16 protein-coding genes and 1 tRNA gene are annotated in these 17,541 nt (G+C 63.7%); 12 read left to right on the top strand and 5 right to left on the bottom strand.

The window, feature by feature from the left end; all coding sequences use genetic code 11:
* Positions 1-19: 19 nt before the first annotated feature.
* Positions 20-1,138, bottom strand: a complete 1,119-nt coding sequence (locus JQ631_RS21630; RefSeq protein ID WP_212328962.1) for a D-alanine--D-alanine ligase family protein — start codon at positions 1,136-1,138, stop codon at positions 20-22.
* A gap of 134 nt (positions 1,139-1,272) precedes the next feature.
* Positions 1,273-2,472: an SMP-30/gluconolactonase/LRE family protein gene (locus JQ631_RS21625; RefSeq protein WP_212328960.1), complete on the bottom strand. Its 1,200-nt coding sequence runs from the start codon at positions 2,470-2,472 to the stop codon at positions 1,273-1,275.
* 233 nt (positions 2,473-2,705) lie between these two features.
* Here JQ631_RS21625 and JQ631_RS21620 point away from each other — a divergent pair, with 233 nt between their 5' ends.
* The 12 genes from JQ631_RS21620 (at position 2,706) to JQ631_RS21565 (ending at position 14,749) form a co-directional block, all read left to right on the top strand.
* Entirely contained in the window at positions 2,706-3,014 is a 309-nt protein-coding gene (locus JQ631_RS21620; protein ID WP_212328958.1) for a hypothetical protein, read from the top strand.
* Between the two features lie 643 nt (positions 3,015-3,657).
* Positions 3,658-5,220, top strand: a complete 1,563-nt coding sequence (locus tag JQ631_RS21615; protein ID WP_212328956.1) for a 2-isopropylmalate synthase — start codon at positions 3,658-3,660, stop codon at positions 5,218-5,220.
* A gap of 179 nt (positions 5,221-5,399) precedes the next feature.
* Positions 5,400-6,401, top strand: a complete 1,002-nt coding sequence (locus JQ631_RS21610) for a TRAP transporter substrate-binding protein (protein WP_212328955.1) — start codon at positions 5,400-5,402, stop codon at positions 6,399-6,401.
* Between the two features lie 198 nt (positions 6,402-6,599).
* Positions 6,600-7,196, top strand: coding sequence for a Spy/CpxP family protein refolding chaperone (locus JQ631_RS21605; protein WP_212328953.1), 597 nt, complete (start codon positions 6,600-6,602; stop codon positions 7,194-7,196).
* Positions 7,197-7,363: 167 nt separating this feature from the next.
* Positions 7,364-7,439, top strand: a tRNA-Lys gene (locus tag JQ631_RS21600).
* A 241-nt stretch (positions 7,440-7,680) separates the two neighbouring features.
* Positions 7,681-8,634, top strand: a complete 954-nt coding sequence (locus JQ631_RS21595) for a LysR family transcriptional regulator (RefSeq protein WP_212328951.1) — start codon at positions 7,681-7,683, stop codon at positions 8,632-8,634.
* A 174-nt stretch (positions 8,635-8,808) separates the two neighbouring features.
* Entirely contained in the window at positions 8,809-10,212 is a 1,404-nt protein-coding gene (leuC, locus tag JQ631_RS21590; RefSeq protein WP_212331501.1) for a 3-isopropylmalate dehydratase large subunit, read from the top strand.
* Complete coding sequence (gene leuD, locus JQ631_RS21585) at positions 10,213-10,839, top strand: 3-isopropylmalate dehydratase small subunit (protein WP_212328950.1); 627 nt, start codon at positions 10,213-10,215, stop codon at positions 10,837-10,839.
* A 19-nt stretch (positions 10,840-10,858) separates the two neighbouring features.
* The gene (gene leuB / locus JQ631_RS21580; protein WP_212328949.1) at positions 10,859-11,998 is read left to right on the top strand and encodes a 3-isopropylmalate dehydrogenase; all 1,140 of its coding nucleotides are present in this window, start codon (positions 10,859-10,861) and stop codon (positions 11,996-11,998) included.
* The gene (locus tag JQ631_RS21575) at positions 11,998-13,047 is read left to right on the top strand and encodes an ABC transporter substrate-binding protein (RefSeq protein WP_212328948.1); all 1,050 of its coding nucleotides are present in this window, start codon (positions 11,998-12,000) and stop codon (positions 13,045-13,047) included. Before leuB ends, JQ631_RS21575 begins: the two co-directional genes overlap by 1 nt.
* Entirely contained in the window at positions 13,044-13,877 is an 834-nt protein-coding gene (locus tag JQ631_RS21570) for an ABC transporter ATP-binding protein (RefSeq protein ID WP_249160866.1), read from the top strand. The genes JQ631_RS21575 and JQ631_RS21570 overlap by 4 nt, the downstream gene beginning before the upstream one ends.
* Complete coding sequence (locus JQ631_RS21565; RefSeq protein ID WP_212328947.1) at positions 13,874-14,749, top strand: ABC transporter permease; 876 nt, start codon at positions 13,874-13,876, stop codon at positions 14,747-14,749. The genes JQ631_RS21570 and JQ631_RS21565 overlap by 4 nt, the downstream gene beginning before the upstream one ends.
* Positions 14,750-14,756: 7 nt before the next feature.
* Here JQ631_RS21565 and JQ631_RS21560 read toward each other — a convergent pair whose 3' ends face one another.
* Genes JQ631_RS21560 through JQ631_RS21550 form a run of 3 tightly spaced genes read right to left on the bottom strand, consistent with a single transcriptional unit; the run spans position 14,757 to position 17,537 of the window.
* On the bottom strand, positions 14,757-15,989 hold the full coding sequence (locus JQ631_RS21560) for a Zn-dependent hydrolase (protein ID WP_212328946.1): 1,233 nt from the start codon (positions 15,987-15,989) through the stop codon (positions 14,757-14,759).
* Positions 15,982-16,767: an ABC transporter ATP-binding protein gene (locus JQ631_RS21555; RefSeq protein WP_212328945.1), complete on the bottom strand. Its 786-nt coding sequence runs from the start codon at positions 16,765-16,767 to the stop codon at positions 15,982-15,984. The genes JQ631_RS21560 and JQ631_RS21555 overlap by 8 nt, the downstream gene beginning before the upstream one ends.
* On the bottom strand, positions 16,764-17,537 hold the full coding sequence (locus JQ631_RS21550; RefSeq protein ID WP_212331495.1) for an ABC transporter permease: 774 nt from the start codon (positions 17,535-17,537) through the stop codon (positions 16,764-16,766). The genes JQ631_RS21555 and JQ631_RS21550 overlap by 4 nt, the downstream gene beginning before the upstream one ends.
* Positions 17,538-17,541 lie beyond the last annotated feature (4 nt).

Here is a 17,541-nt window from a genome sequence, read left to right as displayed (position 1 = left end):
TTATCGTTGCGGAGACAATCTAGCTCGAGTAGCCGCGTTCCAGGGCATGACGCTGCTGGTAGCGGGCCAGCGCCAGATGGACGAGCCGCGTCAGCAGCTCTCCATACGGTACGCCGGAGGCTTCCATCATCTTCGGATACATGCTGATCGACGTGAAGCCGGGCAGGGTGTTGATCTCGTTGAAGCAGAACTCGCCGGATTGCCGATCGAGGAAGAAATCGACGCGCGCGAGGTCGCTGCATTCGAGGGCTGCGAACACCCGCACCGCGAGCGCGCGCACGCGCGCCATCTGGGTCGCATCCAATTTGGCCGGAAGATCGACGCGTGCGCCATCAGGATCGAGATATTTGGCCTCGTAGGAATAGAATTCGTGATGGGCGTTGGGATTGAGCTCGCTGGCGACGCTGGCAAACAACGTCTCGCCCTCGAGCACGGCGACCTCGATCTCGCGGGCGTCGATGCCCTGTTCGACCAGCACCTTGAGATCGTAGCGAAACGCATCGTCGAGCGCCGGGCCGAGCGCCTCCCATGTCTTCACCTTGTGGATGCCGACACTGGAGCCCATGTTGCACGGCTTGACGAACACCGGGAGATTGAGACCCTCGGCCGCCCTGGCGAGAGCGGAGGCGCGGTCTGCGGCGAAGGCCTTGCGCGTGAGCACGCGATAGGGCGCGACCGGGACGCCGGCGAATTCAGCGAGCCGCTTGGCGACGTCCTTGTCCATGCTGACCGCGGAGGCGAGAACGCCAGACCCGACATAGGCGACGTCGGCCAGTTCCAGCAGGCCCTGCACGGTGCCGTCCTCGCACAGGGGGCCGTGCATGACGGGAAAGATAACGTCGATTGCGACAGGCCCGCCCGCGCCTTCGGAAATCGGCATGAGAACGCCGCGTCCATCCGCGCCTCTGGCGAGCCGTATCTCGGGCGCATCGGGCAGGATCGGTAAAGACACCTGTGCCGGATCGATCCCGGCAAGATCGTTCCACTGCCACCGGCCGGTCTTGTCGATCGAAACCGGGATCACCTCGAAGCGCGCTCGGTCAAGATGCCTGAGCACCGAGGCGGCTGATTTCAGCGAGACCTCGTGCTCACCGGACCTGCCGCCATAGAGAACAACGACGCGAATTTTGTCTGCCATGGCTCAATTATCACGGGCCTTGTTCGGGAGTCACCTCTCTTGCCTCGATGTTCGCGCATCGGTGCGGTTGTCCAAACATCGAGGCGCCGGCGGGGCACGCCGGCGCCTCGTCGCAATTCAGCTCACGAGCTGCTTTAGCCCGGCGCTGCACCTTGCGTCGCCGTGAAGACCGCGTAGAGCGATTGGCTCGCGGCCATGAACAGGCGGTTGCGCTTGGGTCCACCGAAGCAGACGTTGCCGCAGACCTCGGGCAGGCGGATGCGGCCGAGCAATTTGCCTTCCGGCGACCACACCGTCACGCCGTTATAACCAACGGCGCGGCCGGCATTGCTGGAGGCCCAGACGTTGCCGTTGACGTCGCAGCGCACGCCGTCCGGCCCGCACTTGACGCCGTCGATCACGCAATCGGAGAAGTTCTTCTGATTTGACAGCTTGTTGTCGCTGCCGACATCGAACACAAAAATCTCACCCTTGCCGCCGGGACCGGTGTCGCCCGGTCCCTTGCCGGTCGAGACGACATAGAGTTTCTCGAAATCGGGCGAGAAGCAGAGGCCATTGGGATCCGGCACCTGCTCCTCGCTGACGACGAGATCGACGCGGCCGCTGGGATCGATGCGATAGCAATTGGTCGGCAGCTCACGCTTCTTCGGCATGAAGTCGGCCGGCTGCCCGATTCTGGGATTGAGCTTGCCACCCGAGTCGGGTTCGCCCTCATAGAGCTGACCGCCATAGGGCGGATCGGTGAACCAATAGCTGCCGTCGGGATGGGCGACGACGTCGTTCGGCGAGTTCAGCTTCTTGCCATTGAAATTGTCGCACAGCACGGTGGCGGTGCCGTCATGCTCGTAGCGCGTCACCCGCCGCGTCAGGTGCTCGCAGGAGAGCTGGCGGCCCTGGAAGTCGAACGAGTTGCCGTTGGAGTTGTTGGAAGGCGTGCGGAACACACTGACGCGGCCGTCGTCCTCGCTCCAGCGCATCTGCCTGTTGTTGGGAATGTCGCTCCACAACAGATAGCGGCCTTGCGCGCTCCACGCCGGGCCTTCGGCCCAGAGCACGCCGGTGAAGAGCCGCTTGATCGCGGTGTTGGGTTGCGCCAGATCGTTGAAGGTGGGATCGACCGCGATCACATCGGGGTCCCAGAAATAGGTGGTCGGTGCGCCGTGCGGACCGAAGTCGCGCGGCGGTGTGGTGATCGTCGTTGGCGGGGCGGCAGGTCCGGTCTGGGCCAGCGCGGTGCCCGTTCCGGCCATCGTGGCAGCGGCGCCGAGCGCAAGGCCCTGCACCAGCGTCCGGCGTGAAAGCGCAACATCCTCACGCTGCTGTTGGCGTGTCATTCGCGTCCTCCCGGTTTTTTCGGCTGGCCGGTTGATCCGGCCGAGCAGCGGAAGACTAGTCCGGACCGCTGTCGGTTGCGAGAGTTAGGTACGCATCCTCTGCGCGATAAGCTGTCGCGCGTGGGCTGAAAGACGGCTGCATTGCGGCCGCTTGTTGGCAACGCGACAATTCGTTTGTCCGCGGAGTCCGCCGAAGCCTGCTTCGTTCATGTCAAGCCTTGACCTCGCGTGTGATGCTTCGCAAAACGATCAGGGGCGAAAGGCCGGAGTTTGTTGTGGGTGTCGCTGTACTGATCATCTTGCTCGCGATTGCGTTTGCGTCGGGTTATGTCCTGCGCGATCTGATGTCCCGCCAACGCCGTGCGAAGGCCCGCCGCTGGCGCGGCTACGTGCAGCCGGACTGGCTCAACGCGCAGCCGCCTGCCAACACCAACGAGGTGACTGTCGTCAATCAAATGACGGCGCCGGTGCCGGCCACCAGCGAGCTCGGCCAGATGCTGGATCGCTGGGAGAACAGGGCCCGCCTCCGTCGGGCGGGGTAAGCGGCGTCGCTGCGCATCATGCAGAATTCAACCGCCATCATTGCTTGCGTTGCCTGACGGGCAAAACACGCCAGCGCTGGGTCAATTCCTCTACGTCAAATTATTTCGCTTCGCCGAAATTCGGATTTACGGCATATGACGTCCATTCTGGTCCAGGCGAATGCCGATTTGCCAAAGACCGGTCGGCTGGGACGGGCATCAAATCGACGGACCGCGGGTCTTGGCTTTCGTCGGGACGATGCCGAGAAGGCGGCTGCATCTCGCTCTCCTTTGGGTCCATGGTAGGTCACCTATGCTGACCATCTTTTGGCGTTGCAGTTGCTGCCATTTCTCGTCTAGAAACGACGCACTGAGCCTCCCGGCAACCAACCGTCAACGGTTTTGACCGAGGATTTGGGGCTCAAAGGGTCTGGCAATGCTGATTCGCGGCCAAATTGATGGGATTTCGGGGGAGGTGGCTCTGGCCGCCGCCACGATCCCGGCTGCGCTGCTGCCCACCCTCCTTATTGGCGGCCTTCTTCTTACTTGCCCCTGAGGGCCGGCTGGGCGCCACGCGCCTGGGCGCTCAGGGGTTGGTCGAGATCACCGGACACCTCAAGCGCCCAGCAGACTGACGGCGCAAAAGCTCAAAAGGAAATTTGCAATGGCCCCCGCGAACAAGTCCGACAAGGACCGCGTCATCATTTTCGACACCACCTTGCGCGACGGCGAGCAGTGCCCCGGCGCCACCATGACCTTCGAGGAAAAGCTCGAGGTCGCCGAGTTGCTGGACGATATGGGCGTCGACGTCATCGAGGCCGGCTTCCCGATCACCTCGCAGGGTGACTTCGAAGCGGTCAGCGAGATCGCCCGCCGCTCCAAGAACGCCGTCATCGCCGGCCTGTCGCGTGCCCATCCCGCCGACATCGACCGCTGCGCCGAAGCGGTGAAGTTTGCCAAACGCGGCCGCGTCCACACCGTGATCGCGACCTCGCCGCTGCACATGCGGGTGAAGTTGAACAAGACGCCGGAGGAGGTGTTGGAGACTTCCGTCGCCATGGTCGCCCGCGCCCGCAACCAGATCGACGACGTCGAATGGTCGGCAGAGGACGGTACCCGCAGCGAGATGGACTATCTGTGCCGCATCGTCGAGGCCGTCATCAAGGCCGGTGCGACCACGGTGAATATCCCCGACACCGTCGGCTACACGGTGCCGGAGGAATACACCCACTTCATGAAGACGCTGATCGAGCGCGTGCCGAACTCCGACAAGGCGGTGTTCTCCGTGCACTGCCATAACGACCTCGGCATGGCCGTGGCGAACTCGCTGGCCGGCGTCGTCGGCGGTGCGCGTCAGGTCGAGTGCACCGTCAACGGCATCGGCGAGCGCGCCGGCAACGCTGCGCTCGAAGAGATCGTGATGGCGATCAACGTGCGCAACGACAAATTCCCCTACTGGAACAAGATCGACACCACGCAGCTGACCCGCGCCTCGAAAGTGGTGTCGGCGGCGACCTCGTTCCCGGTGCAGTACAACAAGGCCATCGTCGGCCGGAACGCCTTCGCGCATGAGAGCGGCATTCACCAGGACGGCGTGCTGAAGGACGCCTCGACCTACGAGATCATGCGGCCCGAGATGGTCGGCCTGAAGCAGTCCTCGCTGGTGCTCGGCAAGCATTCCGGCCGTCATGCCTTCGTGCACAAGCTGGAGGAGATGGGCTACAAGCTCGGTCCGAACCAGCTGGAAGATGCGTTCACGCGGATGAAGGCGCTCGCCGACCGCAAGAAGGACATCTACGACGAGGACATCGAGGCGCTGGTCGATGAAGAAATGGCGGCCTCGCACGATCGCATCAAGCTGACCTCGCTGACCGTGATCGCCGGCACCCATGGTCCGCAGCGCGCGACCATGAAGCTCGACGTCGATGGCCAGATCAGGATCGAGGAAGCCGAGGGCAACGGTCCGGTCGATGCGGTGTTCAACTGCATCAAGCGCCTGGTGCCGCACGAGGCCAAGCTCGAACTGTACCAGGTTCACGCCGTCACCGAAGGCACCGACGCGCAGGCGGAAGTGTCGGTGCGGCTGTCGCATGACGGCCGCTCGATGACGGCGCGGGCGGCGGATCCGGATACGCTGGTCGCGTCCGCAAAAGCCTATCTCGGTGCGCTCAACAAGATCGTCATGAAGCGTCAGCGCGACACCGTGACGACCGCGGCGGCGAGCTGACAAGCGAAGCTTGTCATTCCGGGGCGGCTCGAAAGAGAGCCGAACCCGGAATGACAGCCAAAGAGATACCTGCCCTGCGAACAGCCAATAGCACGCGTCGGCGCCGGCCTGTATTGAAGGCCCGGCATGAGGAACGGCCGTCCACGCGCTGGGCGGCCCAAAAACAACAGGGAGAGATTATGCGCACCTTCGCGATCGCGGCATCCGTCGCGGCACTGGCTTTGGGCCTTGCCGGCCCCGCCAGCGCCGACCCGATCATCATCAAATTCAGCCACGTCGTCGCGACTGACACGCCGAAGGGCAAGGCGTCCGAGAAATTCAAGGAACTCGCCGAGAAGTACACCGGCGGCAAGGTCAAGATCGAGGTCTATCCGAACTCGACGCTGTACAAGGACAAGGAAGAGCTCGAGGCGCTGCAGCTCGGCAGCGTGCAGATGCTGGCGCCGTCCAACTCGAAATTCGGCCCGCTCGGCATCCGCGAGTTCGAGGTGTTCGATCTGCCCTACATCCTTCCCGACCTGAAGACACTGCGGAAGGTGACGGAAGGTCCGCTCGGCGCGCGGCTGCTCAAGCTGCTCGAGCCGAAGGGCATCACCGGCCTTGCCTATTGGGACAACGGCTTCAAGCAGATGAGCGCCAACAAGAAGCTCATCACGCCGGCGGACTACCAGGGCGTCAAGTTCCGCATCCAGTCCTCGCGCGTGCTGCAGGCGCAGTTCAAGGCGCTCGGCTCGCTGCCGCAGGTGATGGCGTTCTCGGAAGTCTATCAGGCGCTCCAGACCGGCGTGGTCGACGGACAGGAGAACACCTGGTCGAACATCTATACCCAGAAGATGCACGAGGTGCAGAAGTACATCACCGAGACCAATCACGGTTACATCGGCTACGTCGTGATCGTGAACAAGAAGTTCTGGGACGGTCTGCCGGCCGACATCCGCGACGAGCTCTCGAAGGCGATGAAGGAAGCGACCGACTTCAACAACGCGCAGTCGCAGAAGGAGAACGACGACGCGCTCGCCGAGATCAAGAAGAGCGGCAAGAGCGAGATCATCAAGCTCACGCCGGAGCAGGACGCAGCGATGCGCAAGGCGATGGAGCCGGTCTACAAGGACGCGGCGAGCCGCGTCGGCCAGCCACTGATCGACGAATTCCAGAAGGAAGCCAAGAGCACGACGAACTAGGCTGAACCCGATCTGAATGAAGAGCTTCCGTGCGGCCTGCACGGAAGCTCTTTTTTGTTGCGAATGATTTCCGGATACACCTGAACAGACGTTCAGCGGCGTTACATCTTGGTTAGAGCGCTCTCTCTGTCCAAGTTGTAAGTTGCGCCCCGGCTTGGGGGCGCCCATCTTCAGGACATCCTTCCAGAGGAGGTTCTTATGAGGAAGTTCACCATCGCCGCCATCGCCGTGCTCAGCATCGCCGGCTCGGGCGCGGTCTACGCCCATTATCATCACCCGTGGATGGAGCACTTCCGCCACACCCGCATGAACCCCGAAGACCGCGCTGCCTTCGTCGACGCGCGGATCGCCGCGGTCCATGCCGGGCTGAAGCTCAATGCCGATCAGGAGAAGCTGTGGCCGCAGGTCGAGGCCGCGGTGCGCGACCTCGCCAAGCTGCGGATCGACCGCGCCAATGCGCGGATGAACGCAGGTCCCGGCGACGCGAACAAGGACGCCGACAGGCCGGACGATCCGGTCGCCCGCCTGCGCCAGCGTGCCGACGACATGGGCGCAACCTCCGCGGCCCTGAAGAAGATCGCCGACGCCGCCGATCCGCTCTACAAGACCCTCGACGACGGCCAGAAGCGCCGTCTGGCCCTGCTGACCCGTCACCGCGGCCCGTTCGGCGGCGGTGAGGATGGCCCGCGCCGCCACTTCAGAGAGCACGGCATGGACCGCATGATGGAGCATGGCATGGACCACTTCCGCGGCGGTGACCGCGATAGTGGCCCTGATCGGGAAGGGCGTCTTTGAGCGCACCGGGATTCCCCGGATATCAGCCCTGGAGAAGCCGCTGGAATCCGGCGGCTTTTCGCATTTCAGGGGCTGTGGAAGAACCTTGGAAAACATGCGTCACATCGCTTGCCAGACCCGGATCGCTTTGCTAAACGACCGGCCTCGCAAGGCATTGACCGCCTTTCGGGCGCATAGCTCAGTTGGTAGAGCAGCTGACTCTTAATCAGCGGGTCCCAGGTTCGAGCCCTGGTGCGCCCACCATATAAGTCAAGCACTTGGTGGTTTGATCAGGCGGAAGAAGCAACGCCGTTTACAGCTTTGTTCTTGCTTCGAGCTTCAGCACCGGAGCTTCTGCGAGCTAAATGTCGCCACTGAGAGCGTGCGCATCGAGAAGGGTTCTCGGTAGCGCACAGGCGTGCGAAATAAGTCGCGCCGCTTACTTCCTCCTGCAAATTTGAGGGCTAGACTGGCCATTGCGACGCTTGTGTCGAGGGTCTGGCGGATGACGGCTAAAATCGATCTCCTGACGCTGCAGCTGTTCGTGGCGATCGTCGAGGAGCAGAGTATTGCGAAGGCGGCGGAGAAGAAGAACATTGCCGCGTCCGCGGTCAGCCGACGCATCTCCGATATCGAGGATCGTTTCCAGGTCGAGCTGTTGCATCGCCATTCCAAGGGGATCGAGCCGACGCCGGCCGGATTCGCCCTGCTCGAACATGCTCGCATCATCCTGGGAAATCTCAGCAGCCTCGAGAGTGAGTTGACGGGATATCGGCAGGGCAAACGCGGTCTAATCAGGGTCTGTGCCAACAAGTCCGCGATCCTCGAAGCGCTGGCGGATGAACTCAGCCTGTTCCTCGAGCAGCATCCGCTGGTCCACATCGACATCGAGGAGGACCTCAGCCCCGCGATCGTGCGTGCGGTGATGGAGAACCGCGCCGACATCGGCATTTTCGGCGGCAACATCGACGGTCAGGACCTGGAGCTGCTGTCGTATCGCAGCGACAATCTGGTCGCGCTGGTCACGCGCGATCATCCGCTGGCCGGCCGCAGCAGCGTTCGCTTCCGCGAACTGGTGGATTTCGACTTCGTCAGCCTGGAGAAGGGCAGCTCGATCGAAACGCTGTGCGTCAGGGCGGCCGCGGCGCTCGGGCAGCATCTCAAGGTGCGCATCCGCGTCAGCAGTTTCGATGCGTTGTTCCGCGTCATCGATGCCAGGATGGGAGTCGGCATCGTGCCGCTCGAGATCGTTCGCGGCCGCTACGGCGTCGACAGTCTCGTCACCATCCCGCTCGACGAGTCTTGGGCGCGCCGCGAGCTTGTGATGGGCGTGCGTGATTACAAGTCGCTGCCGCCGGTCACGAAACTGCTGGTGGACCATTTGCGGGCCGAGGACGAGACGCGTGTCACCGTGAGCAGTGCCTCCGACAGGCTGACGGTCGTCCGCAGTCGGGGCTGACATCGCCGGCGCAGACGGCCAGCCATCGCCGGCCGCGATGGCACCCCTGCCCAACCGTCACTGCACATTTGCGGAACGCTCTTCTATCGTTCGTCTCAACATCGTTGTCGGTCGGCATGATCGGCAGCCATACGGCACGTCAGATGCCGGAACATGGGAGGACGGATCGTGGATATGCACGGTCGTACGCTGCTGGCCAAAATCTGGGACCAGCATGTCATCGCGCAGGTCAGTGATGACACCGATCTCCTTCATGTCGATCGGCATTTGCTGCATGACCTCGGCGGCTCGCGCGGCCTGATCGACCTCAAGAACCGCAACATCCCGGTCCACAATCCCGAGCTGACCTTCGCAACGCCCGATCATGCGATTTCGACGGCGTCCGGGCGGGCCGGCACGATCAAGACCGGATGGGAGCTGCTGGCGGCGTTGCGGACCGAGACTTCCGCCAGCGGCATCCAGCTGTTCGACCTCGACCAGCCGGGGCAGGGCATTGTCCATGTCATCGGGCCGGAGCTCGGTCTCAGCCTGCCCGGCTGCCTGATCGTCTGCGGTGACAGCCATACCTGCACCCATGGCGGGCTCGGCGCGCTCGCCTTCGGTATCGGCTCCAGCGAGCTCGCGCATGTGCTGGCGACCCAGACCATCATCCAGCGTCGGCCGAAAACCATGCGTGTCAATTTCGACGGCAAGGTGCCGTTCGGCGTCACGGCGAAGGATCTCATCCTCACCTTGATCGGCCATGTCGGCGCCGCCGGCGGCACCGGCTATGCCGTCGAATATGCCGGCAGTGCGATCAGGGACATGCCGATCGAAGGGCGGCTCACCATCTGCAATCTGTCGGTCGAGCTCGGCGCCAAAATGGGACTGATCGCGCCTGATGACAAAACGTTCGATTACATCCGCGGCCGTCCCTATGCGCCGAAGGGTGAGATGTGGGCGCGGGCGGTCGCGGCGTGGCGGACGCTACGAAGCGACAGCGACGCCGTGTTCGATCGCGAGGTCACCATCGACGTCGGAACCATCATCCCGCAGATCACCTGGGGCACCAGTCCGGAGCATGTCCTCGGCGTCGATGGCCGCATCCCGGACCCCCAGGACATCGCCGATCCGGCCCGCCGCGGTGCGATCGAGATCGCGCTCGACTACATGGGTCTGAAGCCGGGGGCGCCGATTGCCGGCACGCCGGTGGACTGGGTCTTCATCGGCTCCTGCACCAACAGCCGTCTCAGCGATCTGCGCGCCGCAGCCGAGGTCGCGCGCGGCCGGAAGGTCGCGCCGGGCGTGCGGGCCTGGGTCGTGCCGGGTTCGGAGACCGTCAAGCGCGATGCCGTGGCCGAAGGGCTCGACAGGATCTTCACCGAGGCGGGTTTCGAATGGCGCGAGCCCGGATGCTCGATGTGCCTTGCTGCCAACGGCGAGACCGTGCCGCCCGGCCAGCGCTCGGTATCGACGTCGAACCGCAATTTCATCGGTCGGCAAGGGCCGCGCGCCCGTACCCATCTGGCAAGCCCGGCGATGGCCGTCGCCGCAGCGGTGTCAGGCGCCATCGCCGACGTCCGGACGATGGAGCGCTAGATGCCGCAACCCTTCACCAAGCTGTCCGCGATCGCCGCGCCGATCATGCGCACGAATGTCGATACGGATGTCATCATCAGCATCAACCGCATGATCGGAAATTCCGTCCGCGGCAGTCTCGGCAAATGGGCGTTCGGGTCGCTGCGCTATCAGCCCGACGGTTCGGACAATCCCGCGTTCATCCTCAACCGCGAGCCTTACCGCGCGGCGCAAATCCTGGTGACCGGGCCCAATTTCGGTTGCGGTTCGTCGCGCGAGGCGGCCGTGTGGGCGCTGCAGGAGATGGGCATCCGCGCCCTCATTGGATCCGGCTTCGGCGACATCTTCTTCGCCAACTGTTTCCAGAACGGCATCCTGCCGGTGGTGCTGGATAAGACGACCATCGACAGCCTCGCCGCGGAGATCGAAGCGAGCCAGGGCGCGGGACGTCTCGGTGTCGATCTTGAGGAGCAGACGGTCACCTCGCCATCGGGTGTCCGGCACAGCTTCGAGATCGATCCGCGCCGGCGCGCGGGCCTGCTCGAAGGCTTAGATGAGATTTCGCTGACGCTGCGGCGCGACGAGGCGATCCGCGCATTCCAGGCATCCGACCGCACTGCGCGGCCGTGGATTCACTTTGCAGAATAATCGGCAGGACACATCAGGCATGAACACGCTTTCGAACATGATCAAGGTCGCCGTGGTTGGCGGCGAGGGTATCGGCCCTGAGGTGACCGACCAGTCGCATCGCGTTCTCAAATGGTTTGCGGCCCGGCGCGGCGTTCCCGTGGCGTTGCGCGAAGCGCAATACGGTCTCATCCCGTATCTGGCGACAGGCAAGGTGCTGCCGGAGGATACCGTCGAGGCGATGGAGGAGGCCGACGCGATCCTCTGGGGGGCGACGGGCGGCCCCGAAACCACGGAAGTTCCTCCGGCGGCGCGCAAGGCGGGAAGTCTGCTGTCGCTGCGCAGCAAGTACGACCTCTATGCGAATCTGAGGCCCATCGTCGCCAATCCGGCGCTGGCGGATTCCGCACCGCTCAAGGCTTCGGTGCTGAAAGATGTCGACTTCATCATCATTCGCGAACTCACCAGCGGCATCTATTTCGGCGAGCCGCGCGGAATCGAAGCGCTGCCGGACGGCCAGCGCCGCGGCTTCAACACCCAGCAATACACGACCAACCAGGTCCGCCGCGTGGCGCGAACCGCGTTCGAGCTGGCACGGACGCGCAAGGGGCGGGTCTGCTCGGTCGACAAGGCCAACGTGCTGGAAACCAGCGTGCTGTGGCGCGAGGAGGTGACCGCGCTGCACGAGGCGGAATTCTCCGATGTGGAGCTGACGCACCTCTACGTCGACAATGCCGCCATGCAGATCGTGCGGGCGCCCGCGCAATTCGATGTCATGGTGACCTGCAATATCTTCGGCGACATACTCTCCGATTGCGCTGCGATGGCGTCGGGCTCGCTCGGCATGCTGCCGTCGGCCTCGCTCGGACCGCCGGACCGGCTGGGGCGCCGCAAGGCACTCTATGAACCGGTCCATGGCAGCGCGCCCGACATTGCGGGCAAAGGTGTTGCCAATCCGCTTGGCTCCATCCTCAGCGTCGCAATGATGTTGCGCATGACACTCAATCGGCCCGATGATGCGGCGCTGCTGGAGCAGGCCGTGGCTGCGGCCCTGACCGCTGGCGCACGAACGGCCGACATCGCCGAAGCCGGCGCAAGAAGGCTTTCGACCCAGGAGATGGGCGATGCGGTGCTGAACGCGCTCGAGAAAGTGGCAGGCAAGGAGAGGGAGCACGCGTGATGAAAACAGTGATCACCAGACGGTCTGCGCTAACCATCGTCGCCGGCGCAGGTGCCACCATAGCGGCAGGGCGGGCACGGGCGGATACCCCGCAGGGCCGCGTGATCTATCCAGTGGCCATTCCGATCTACCAATCCCAGTTCATCGCCGACCGGGCCGGGTTCTTCAAGGACGCAGGCCTCGACTGCAAGCTGATCCAGGGCGGCAGCGGCGTGAAGACGCGCGAGATCATCGCCTCGTCCCAAGGTGACATCGGCATCGGCGACATCACCCATCCGATGCAGCTAACCAATCATGGCCGCAGCGCGCGGGTCTTGATGCCGGTCGATACTCGCAGCAATGCCGCGATCTTCATCATCCGCAAGGATCTGTTCGACCAGGGCATCACCACCATTGAGGCGCTGGCGAAGTGGAAGCGGCCCGACGGGCGCAAGCCGATCGTCTCGGTATCGTCGCTGGGCGGCACCAACCACGTCTGGGCTTCCTACTATATGGAAACCATGGGACTGGACGACAAGGTCACCTGGATCGGCACAGGTAACGTCGACACCATGATGGGCACGTTAAAGACGAAACAGGTCGACGTTCTCATCAACTCGCCGTCAATTCTGAAGGACTCGGTCGAACAGGGTTGGGGTGCGCTGTTGTTCGACGGCACGGACGAGGCGATCTGGGCCAAGTATATCGGTGGCAAGGTGCCGGTGACGTCTCATTTCACGTTGCAAGCGACCATCGACAAGGATCCGCCCAAGATGCAGGCGTTCGTCACGGCGCTGTGGCGCGCGACCCAGTGGATCAAGGGACACTCGCCCGAAGAGATCTATGATGCGATCGAGCCATATGTCGGAAGCACGTCGCGCGATGCGAACCTTCTCGACATCGGGGTCATGAAGAAGGTCACCGATTACAACTGCGTCGTCGATGCGGCCAGCTGGGCGCGCGGTGAGAAGGTCTGGTTTCGTGAAATGACCGGCATCAAGCCACTCGCGATGGCTGACGTCATCAACACCAGCTTCATCGAAGCGGCCCGCAAGGCCTATCCAGCTTGACGGTGCAAGCCATGCATGCGCCGGAGTTCGTTGCGTCGGCGGAGACGCAACGCATCGACGTGCGCGGCCTGAGCAAGACCTTCCAGTTGGCAGGCGCGGCCATCGAGGCGGTGCGTGACGTGTCGTTTCAGGTTCGGCGCGGCGAGTTCGTTGCTCTGCTGGGTCCATCAGGGTCGGGCAAGAGCACTGTTCTCAACATGATCGCGACGCTGCTCAAGCCGACCAGCGGGGAGATCCTGATCGATGGAAGGCCAGTCATTCACGGAAAGGCGACGCCCGACGTCGGCTATGTGTTCCAGCGCGACACTCTGTTTCCCTGGCGCACCGTGGCCGACAACATCGGTTACGGTCTGCAGCTTGCGGGCGTTCCGCCAGCAGAGCGAAAGGAGCGGATCAATGCCTGCCTGAAGCAGGCCGGACTGCAGGACTTCGGCAACGCCTATCCGTCGGCCTTGTCCGGCGGCATGCGCCAGCGCGCAGCCTTGATGCGGACGCTGGTGATCGAACCGCAGGTTCTGCTGATGGACGAGCCGTTCGGTGCGCTCGACACCCACACCAAGATCGACATGCATGATGTGCTGCTGCGCATCTGGGAGCGCGAGCAGCAGACCGTGCTGTTCGTAACCCACGATCTCGGCGAGGCGCTGACGCTGGCGGATCGGATCATTTTGTTCTCCGCGCGGCCCGGCCGGATCAAGGAGAGTTTTGAAGTGGATTTCGCTCGCCCGCGCAACGCGGTGAAAATCCGGGAGACGCCGCGCTATGCCGAGCTGTTCCAGCTGATCTGGCACTCGCTCGGTGAGGAATTCATCAAGGGCCGCAAGCCATGAGACGCGCACGCAGCCCCGGCAGGACGTTTGCGTGGCAAATGCTGATCTGCATCTGCTTCCTGTCGATCTGGCAGTGGGGATACGACCTGCATGGCCGCCTTCCCTGGCTGGTGCCGGATCTGCTCGACCCCTACTTCATTTCCAAGCCTTCGGAGATCTTCGAGCACTTGCTGATCCTGAGCTGCCTCAAGTCGAAGCTCGGCGTATTCAACGGCTGGTTCAATGGCGAATTCAGCCGCTGCATGGCGCGATCCGAGAACAATCTCTGGATCGCGACCGCCGTCACCCTGAAGAACACCTTCTTCGGCTTCGTGACCGGCGTCAGCAGCGGCTTTGTCGCCGGCCTGGTACTCGGCCGTTCGGATCGGCTGAGCGCCATTTTCCAACCGTTTATCACGGCGGTGAATTCGATTCCCCGCATCGCGCTGGCGCCGATCATCGTGCTGGCCTTCGGCATCGGCGATACCTCGAAGATCGTGACTTCGTGGATCGTGGTTGTCTTCCTCGTCTTCTTCAACACGTTCGAAGGGGCGCGCTCGATCGACGAGGGCTTTGTCAATGCGGCGAGGCTGCTCGGCGCCAGCGAGTGGCAGATCACGCGAACCGTGGTCGTCCCCTCGACCATGGCCTGGGTCTTCGCCTCGCTGACGCCTGCGATTTCCTTTGCTCTGATTGGGGTGATCGTCGGCGAGTTCATTGGCGCGGAGCGAGGAATCGGGCGACTGATCATCGAGTCGGAGGCGCGAGCGGAGGCGTCCGGTATGATGGTCGCGGTTGTCGTGCTGATGCTGGTCGGCGTTGCGCTGTCATCACTGATCTGGCGATTGCAGGCCTACCTGCTGCGCTGGCAGCAGCACAATCTGGCGGAGTAGCCAGGCGTTAGCCCGCAAGAATCCGCCGGCAGGAGTCGACAAACACCTGTGCCCCCGTGATGATATCGGCGTCGGCGGTGTTCTCGGTCCAGTGATGGCTGACGCCGCCGATCGAGGGCACGAACAGCATGCCCGCGGGCATGATGGTCGCGAGCATCTGGGCGTCATGACCGGCACCGCTCGGCATACGCAGCGATCGTCCATCGGCGAGCATCTTGCTCGCGGCCTCGATCGCGTCCTGGATGCCCGGGTTCATCATGGCGGGCGCGCCGGTGCGGATTTTCTCCACGGCGACGGTGCAGGTGCCCTTCGCGGTGGCCTCAGCCGCCATCGTCTGCAGCAACTCCTCCAGCCGCGCGATCACGGCCGGGTTGTCGTCGCGGATCTGGAACAGCATTTCGGCGCCGCCGGGAATGATGCTCGGCGCGCCCGGATCGAGCGTGATGCGGCCGGTGGTCCAGACCGTGCGCGGTCCGGACGAGGCCGGGAAGCGCTCGTTGATCGCCACGCAGAACTTTGCGAGCGCGAGGCCCGCGTCCTTGCGTACGGCCATGCGGGTGGTGCCGGCGTGGTTCTGCTCGCCGGTGAAACTGATGCGGTATTGCCAGATGCCGACGATGGAGGTGACGACGCCGATCGCGAGCTTGCCGCTCTCGAGCGTGTCGCCCTGCTCGATATGCGCTTCGAGATAGCCGATGTGCCGTCCCGGTTCGGCCGTGATGCGTGACCGTCCGGCGAGCCTCATGTCGGCGAGCGCATCGCGCATGGTGCGACCGCTGGTGCGGTCGCGCGCCGCGTCGATCTCGGCCTCGGTCACCTGTCCGACATAGGAGCGCGAGCCGAGGAAGCTGCCGAAATGGCCTTCCTCGTCGCACCATGCGGCAACTTCGACTGCGCCCTTCACGGACGGATCGCCATTGAGCACGCGCGCCGCCTCGAGCGCATAGATGACGCCGAGCGGGCCATCGAGCCAGCCGGCGTAATTCTGGCTTTCCAGGTGCGAGCCCGCCAGCAGCTTTGGTCCAGGCTTGGCGCAGGTGCCGAGGATGTTGCCGATGCCGTCGATCGCGCCGGTGAGGCCGGCCTCGGGCAGCTTCTGCACCAGCCAGTCCAGTGACTGCCTGTGCGGCTCGGAGAAAGTCGGCTTGTGCACGCCGGTCTTGTAGGTGCCCAGCGTACGCAGCGCATTGAGATCGGCGAGGACGCGCGCGCCATCGGCGTGCAGCTTGGTGTCAGGCATGTTCGGCAACCTTCAGCGCCTCGGTGCGGATCTCCTCGACCAGCCGTTCCTTCAACTGGACGAATTCGGGCGTGGTCTTGATCTTGTAGGAGCGCGGATGCGGCAGGTCCACGGCGATCTCGGCCTTGATGCGGCCGGGACGGGCGCTCATGACGATGACGCGGCTGCCGAGGAAGATCGCCTCCTCGATGTCGTGGGTGACGAACAGCACGGTCTTCTGGTCGCGTTCCCAGATGCCCAGCAGCATTTCCTGCATCAGGGCGCGGGTCTGGTTGTCGAGCGCACCGAAGGGCTCGTCGAGCAACAGGATCTTTGGATCGTTGGCAAGCGCGCGCGCAATCGCCGTGCGCTGCTGCATGCCGCCGGAAAGCTGCTTTGGCCAGTGGTTCTCGAAGCCGGCAAGTCCGACCCGGCGGATGAAGGCGTCGGCGACCTTGTTGCGCTCCGCCTCCGGCACGCCGCGCTCGCGCAGGCCGAACGCGATGTTCTCGCGTACGGTCAGCCAGGGAAACAACGTGTAGGACTGGAACACCATGCCGCGATCGGCGCCGGGGCCGGTGACCTCCCGTCCGTCGAGGGTGACGCGCCCGCTGGTCGGACGGTCGAGGCCGGCCACGATGCGCAGCAGCGTGGACTTGCCGCAGCCTGAAGGGCCGAGGATGGTGACGAAGTCGTTGTTGCCGATGGTGAGGTCGGTCGGCTCCAGCGCTTTGGTCGGCGCATTGTCGTGGCGCGCCGGGAAGGTTCGCGAGACCTGTTCAATTTTGAGCGTGGTCATGCCAGCCTCCACGGGAACAGCCAGGCGTTGAAGGCCTTGAACATGAAGTCCGAGAGCAGGCCGATCAACCCGATCACGATGATGCCGAAGATGATCTGGCCGGTGTTGAGCAGTGCCTGGCTGTCGGTGATCATGTGCCCGATGCCGGAGGATGAGCCGATCAGCTCGGCGACGATGACGTAAGTCCAAGCCCAGCCCAGCACCAGTCGCAGGATCTCGGCGATCTCAGGCGCAGAAGAGGGCAAGAGCACCCGGCGGATGATGCCGCGGTCGCTGGCCCCGAGCGTATAGGCGGCTTCCACCAGATCGCGTCGTGTCGCGCCGACGGTCACGGCGATCATCAGGATGACCTGGAATACCGAGCCGATGAAGATCACCAGCAGCTTCTGCAACTCGCCGATGCCGGCCCAGAGGATCAGCAGCGGAATGAAGGCGGAGGCCGGCAGATAGCGCGCAAAGGAGACGAAAGGTTCGAGGAATGCCTCGATCGGCTTGTAGGCACCCATCAGCACGCCGAGCGGCACCGCGATGATTGCGGCGAGCGCAAAGCCGCCGACGACCCGCCAGATCGTCATGCCGATATCGTAGACGAAGCCCTGCTTCGTCAGCAGGTCATAACCTTCCTGCACCATGGTCAGCGGGCTGGCGAGAAAGGTCTTCGACACATGGCCGCCAAAGGTTGCCCAGGACCAGAGGGCGACGAACAGCACAAAGAACGCAAGGCCGTAGGCCACGCGCTGCTTCGATGTCACGGAATCCAGGGGACGCATCAAC

Source organism: Bradyrhizobium manausense (assembly GCF_018131105.1).
In the GTDB taxonomy this organism is placed as follows: Bacteria; Pseudomonadota; Alphaproteobacteria; order Rhizobiales; family Xanthobacteraceae; genus Bradyrhizobium; species Bradyrhizobium manausense_B.
This window is presented reverse-complemented; position numbering and strand designations above follow the sequence as displayed.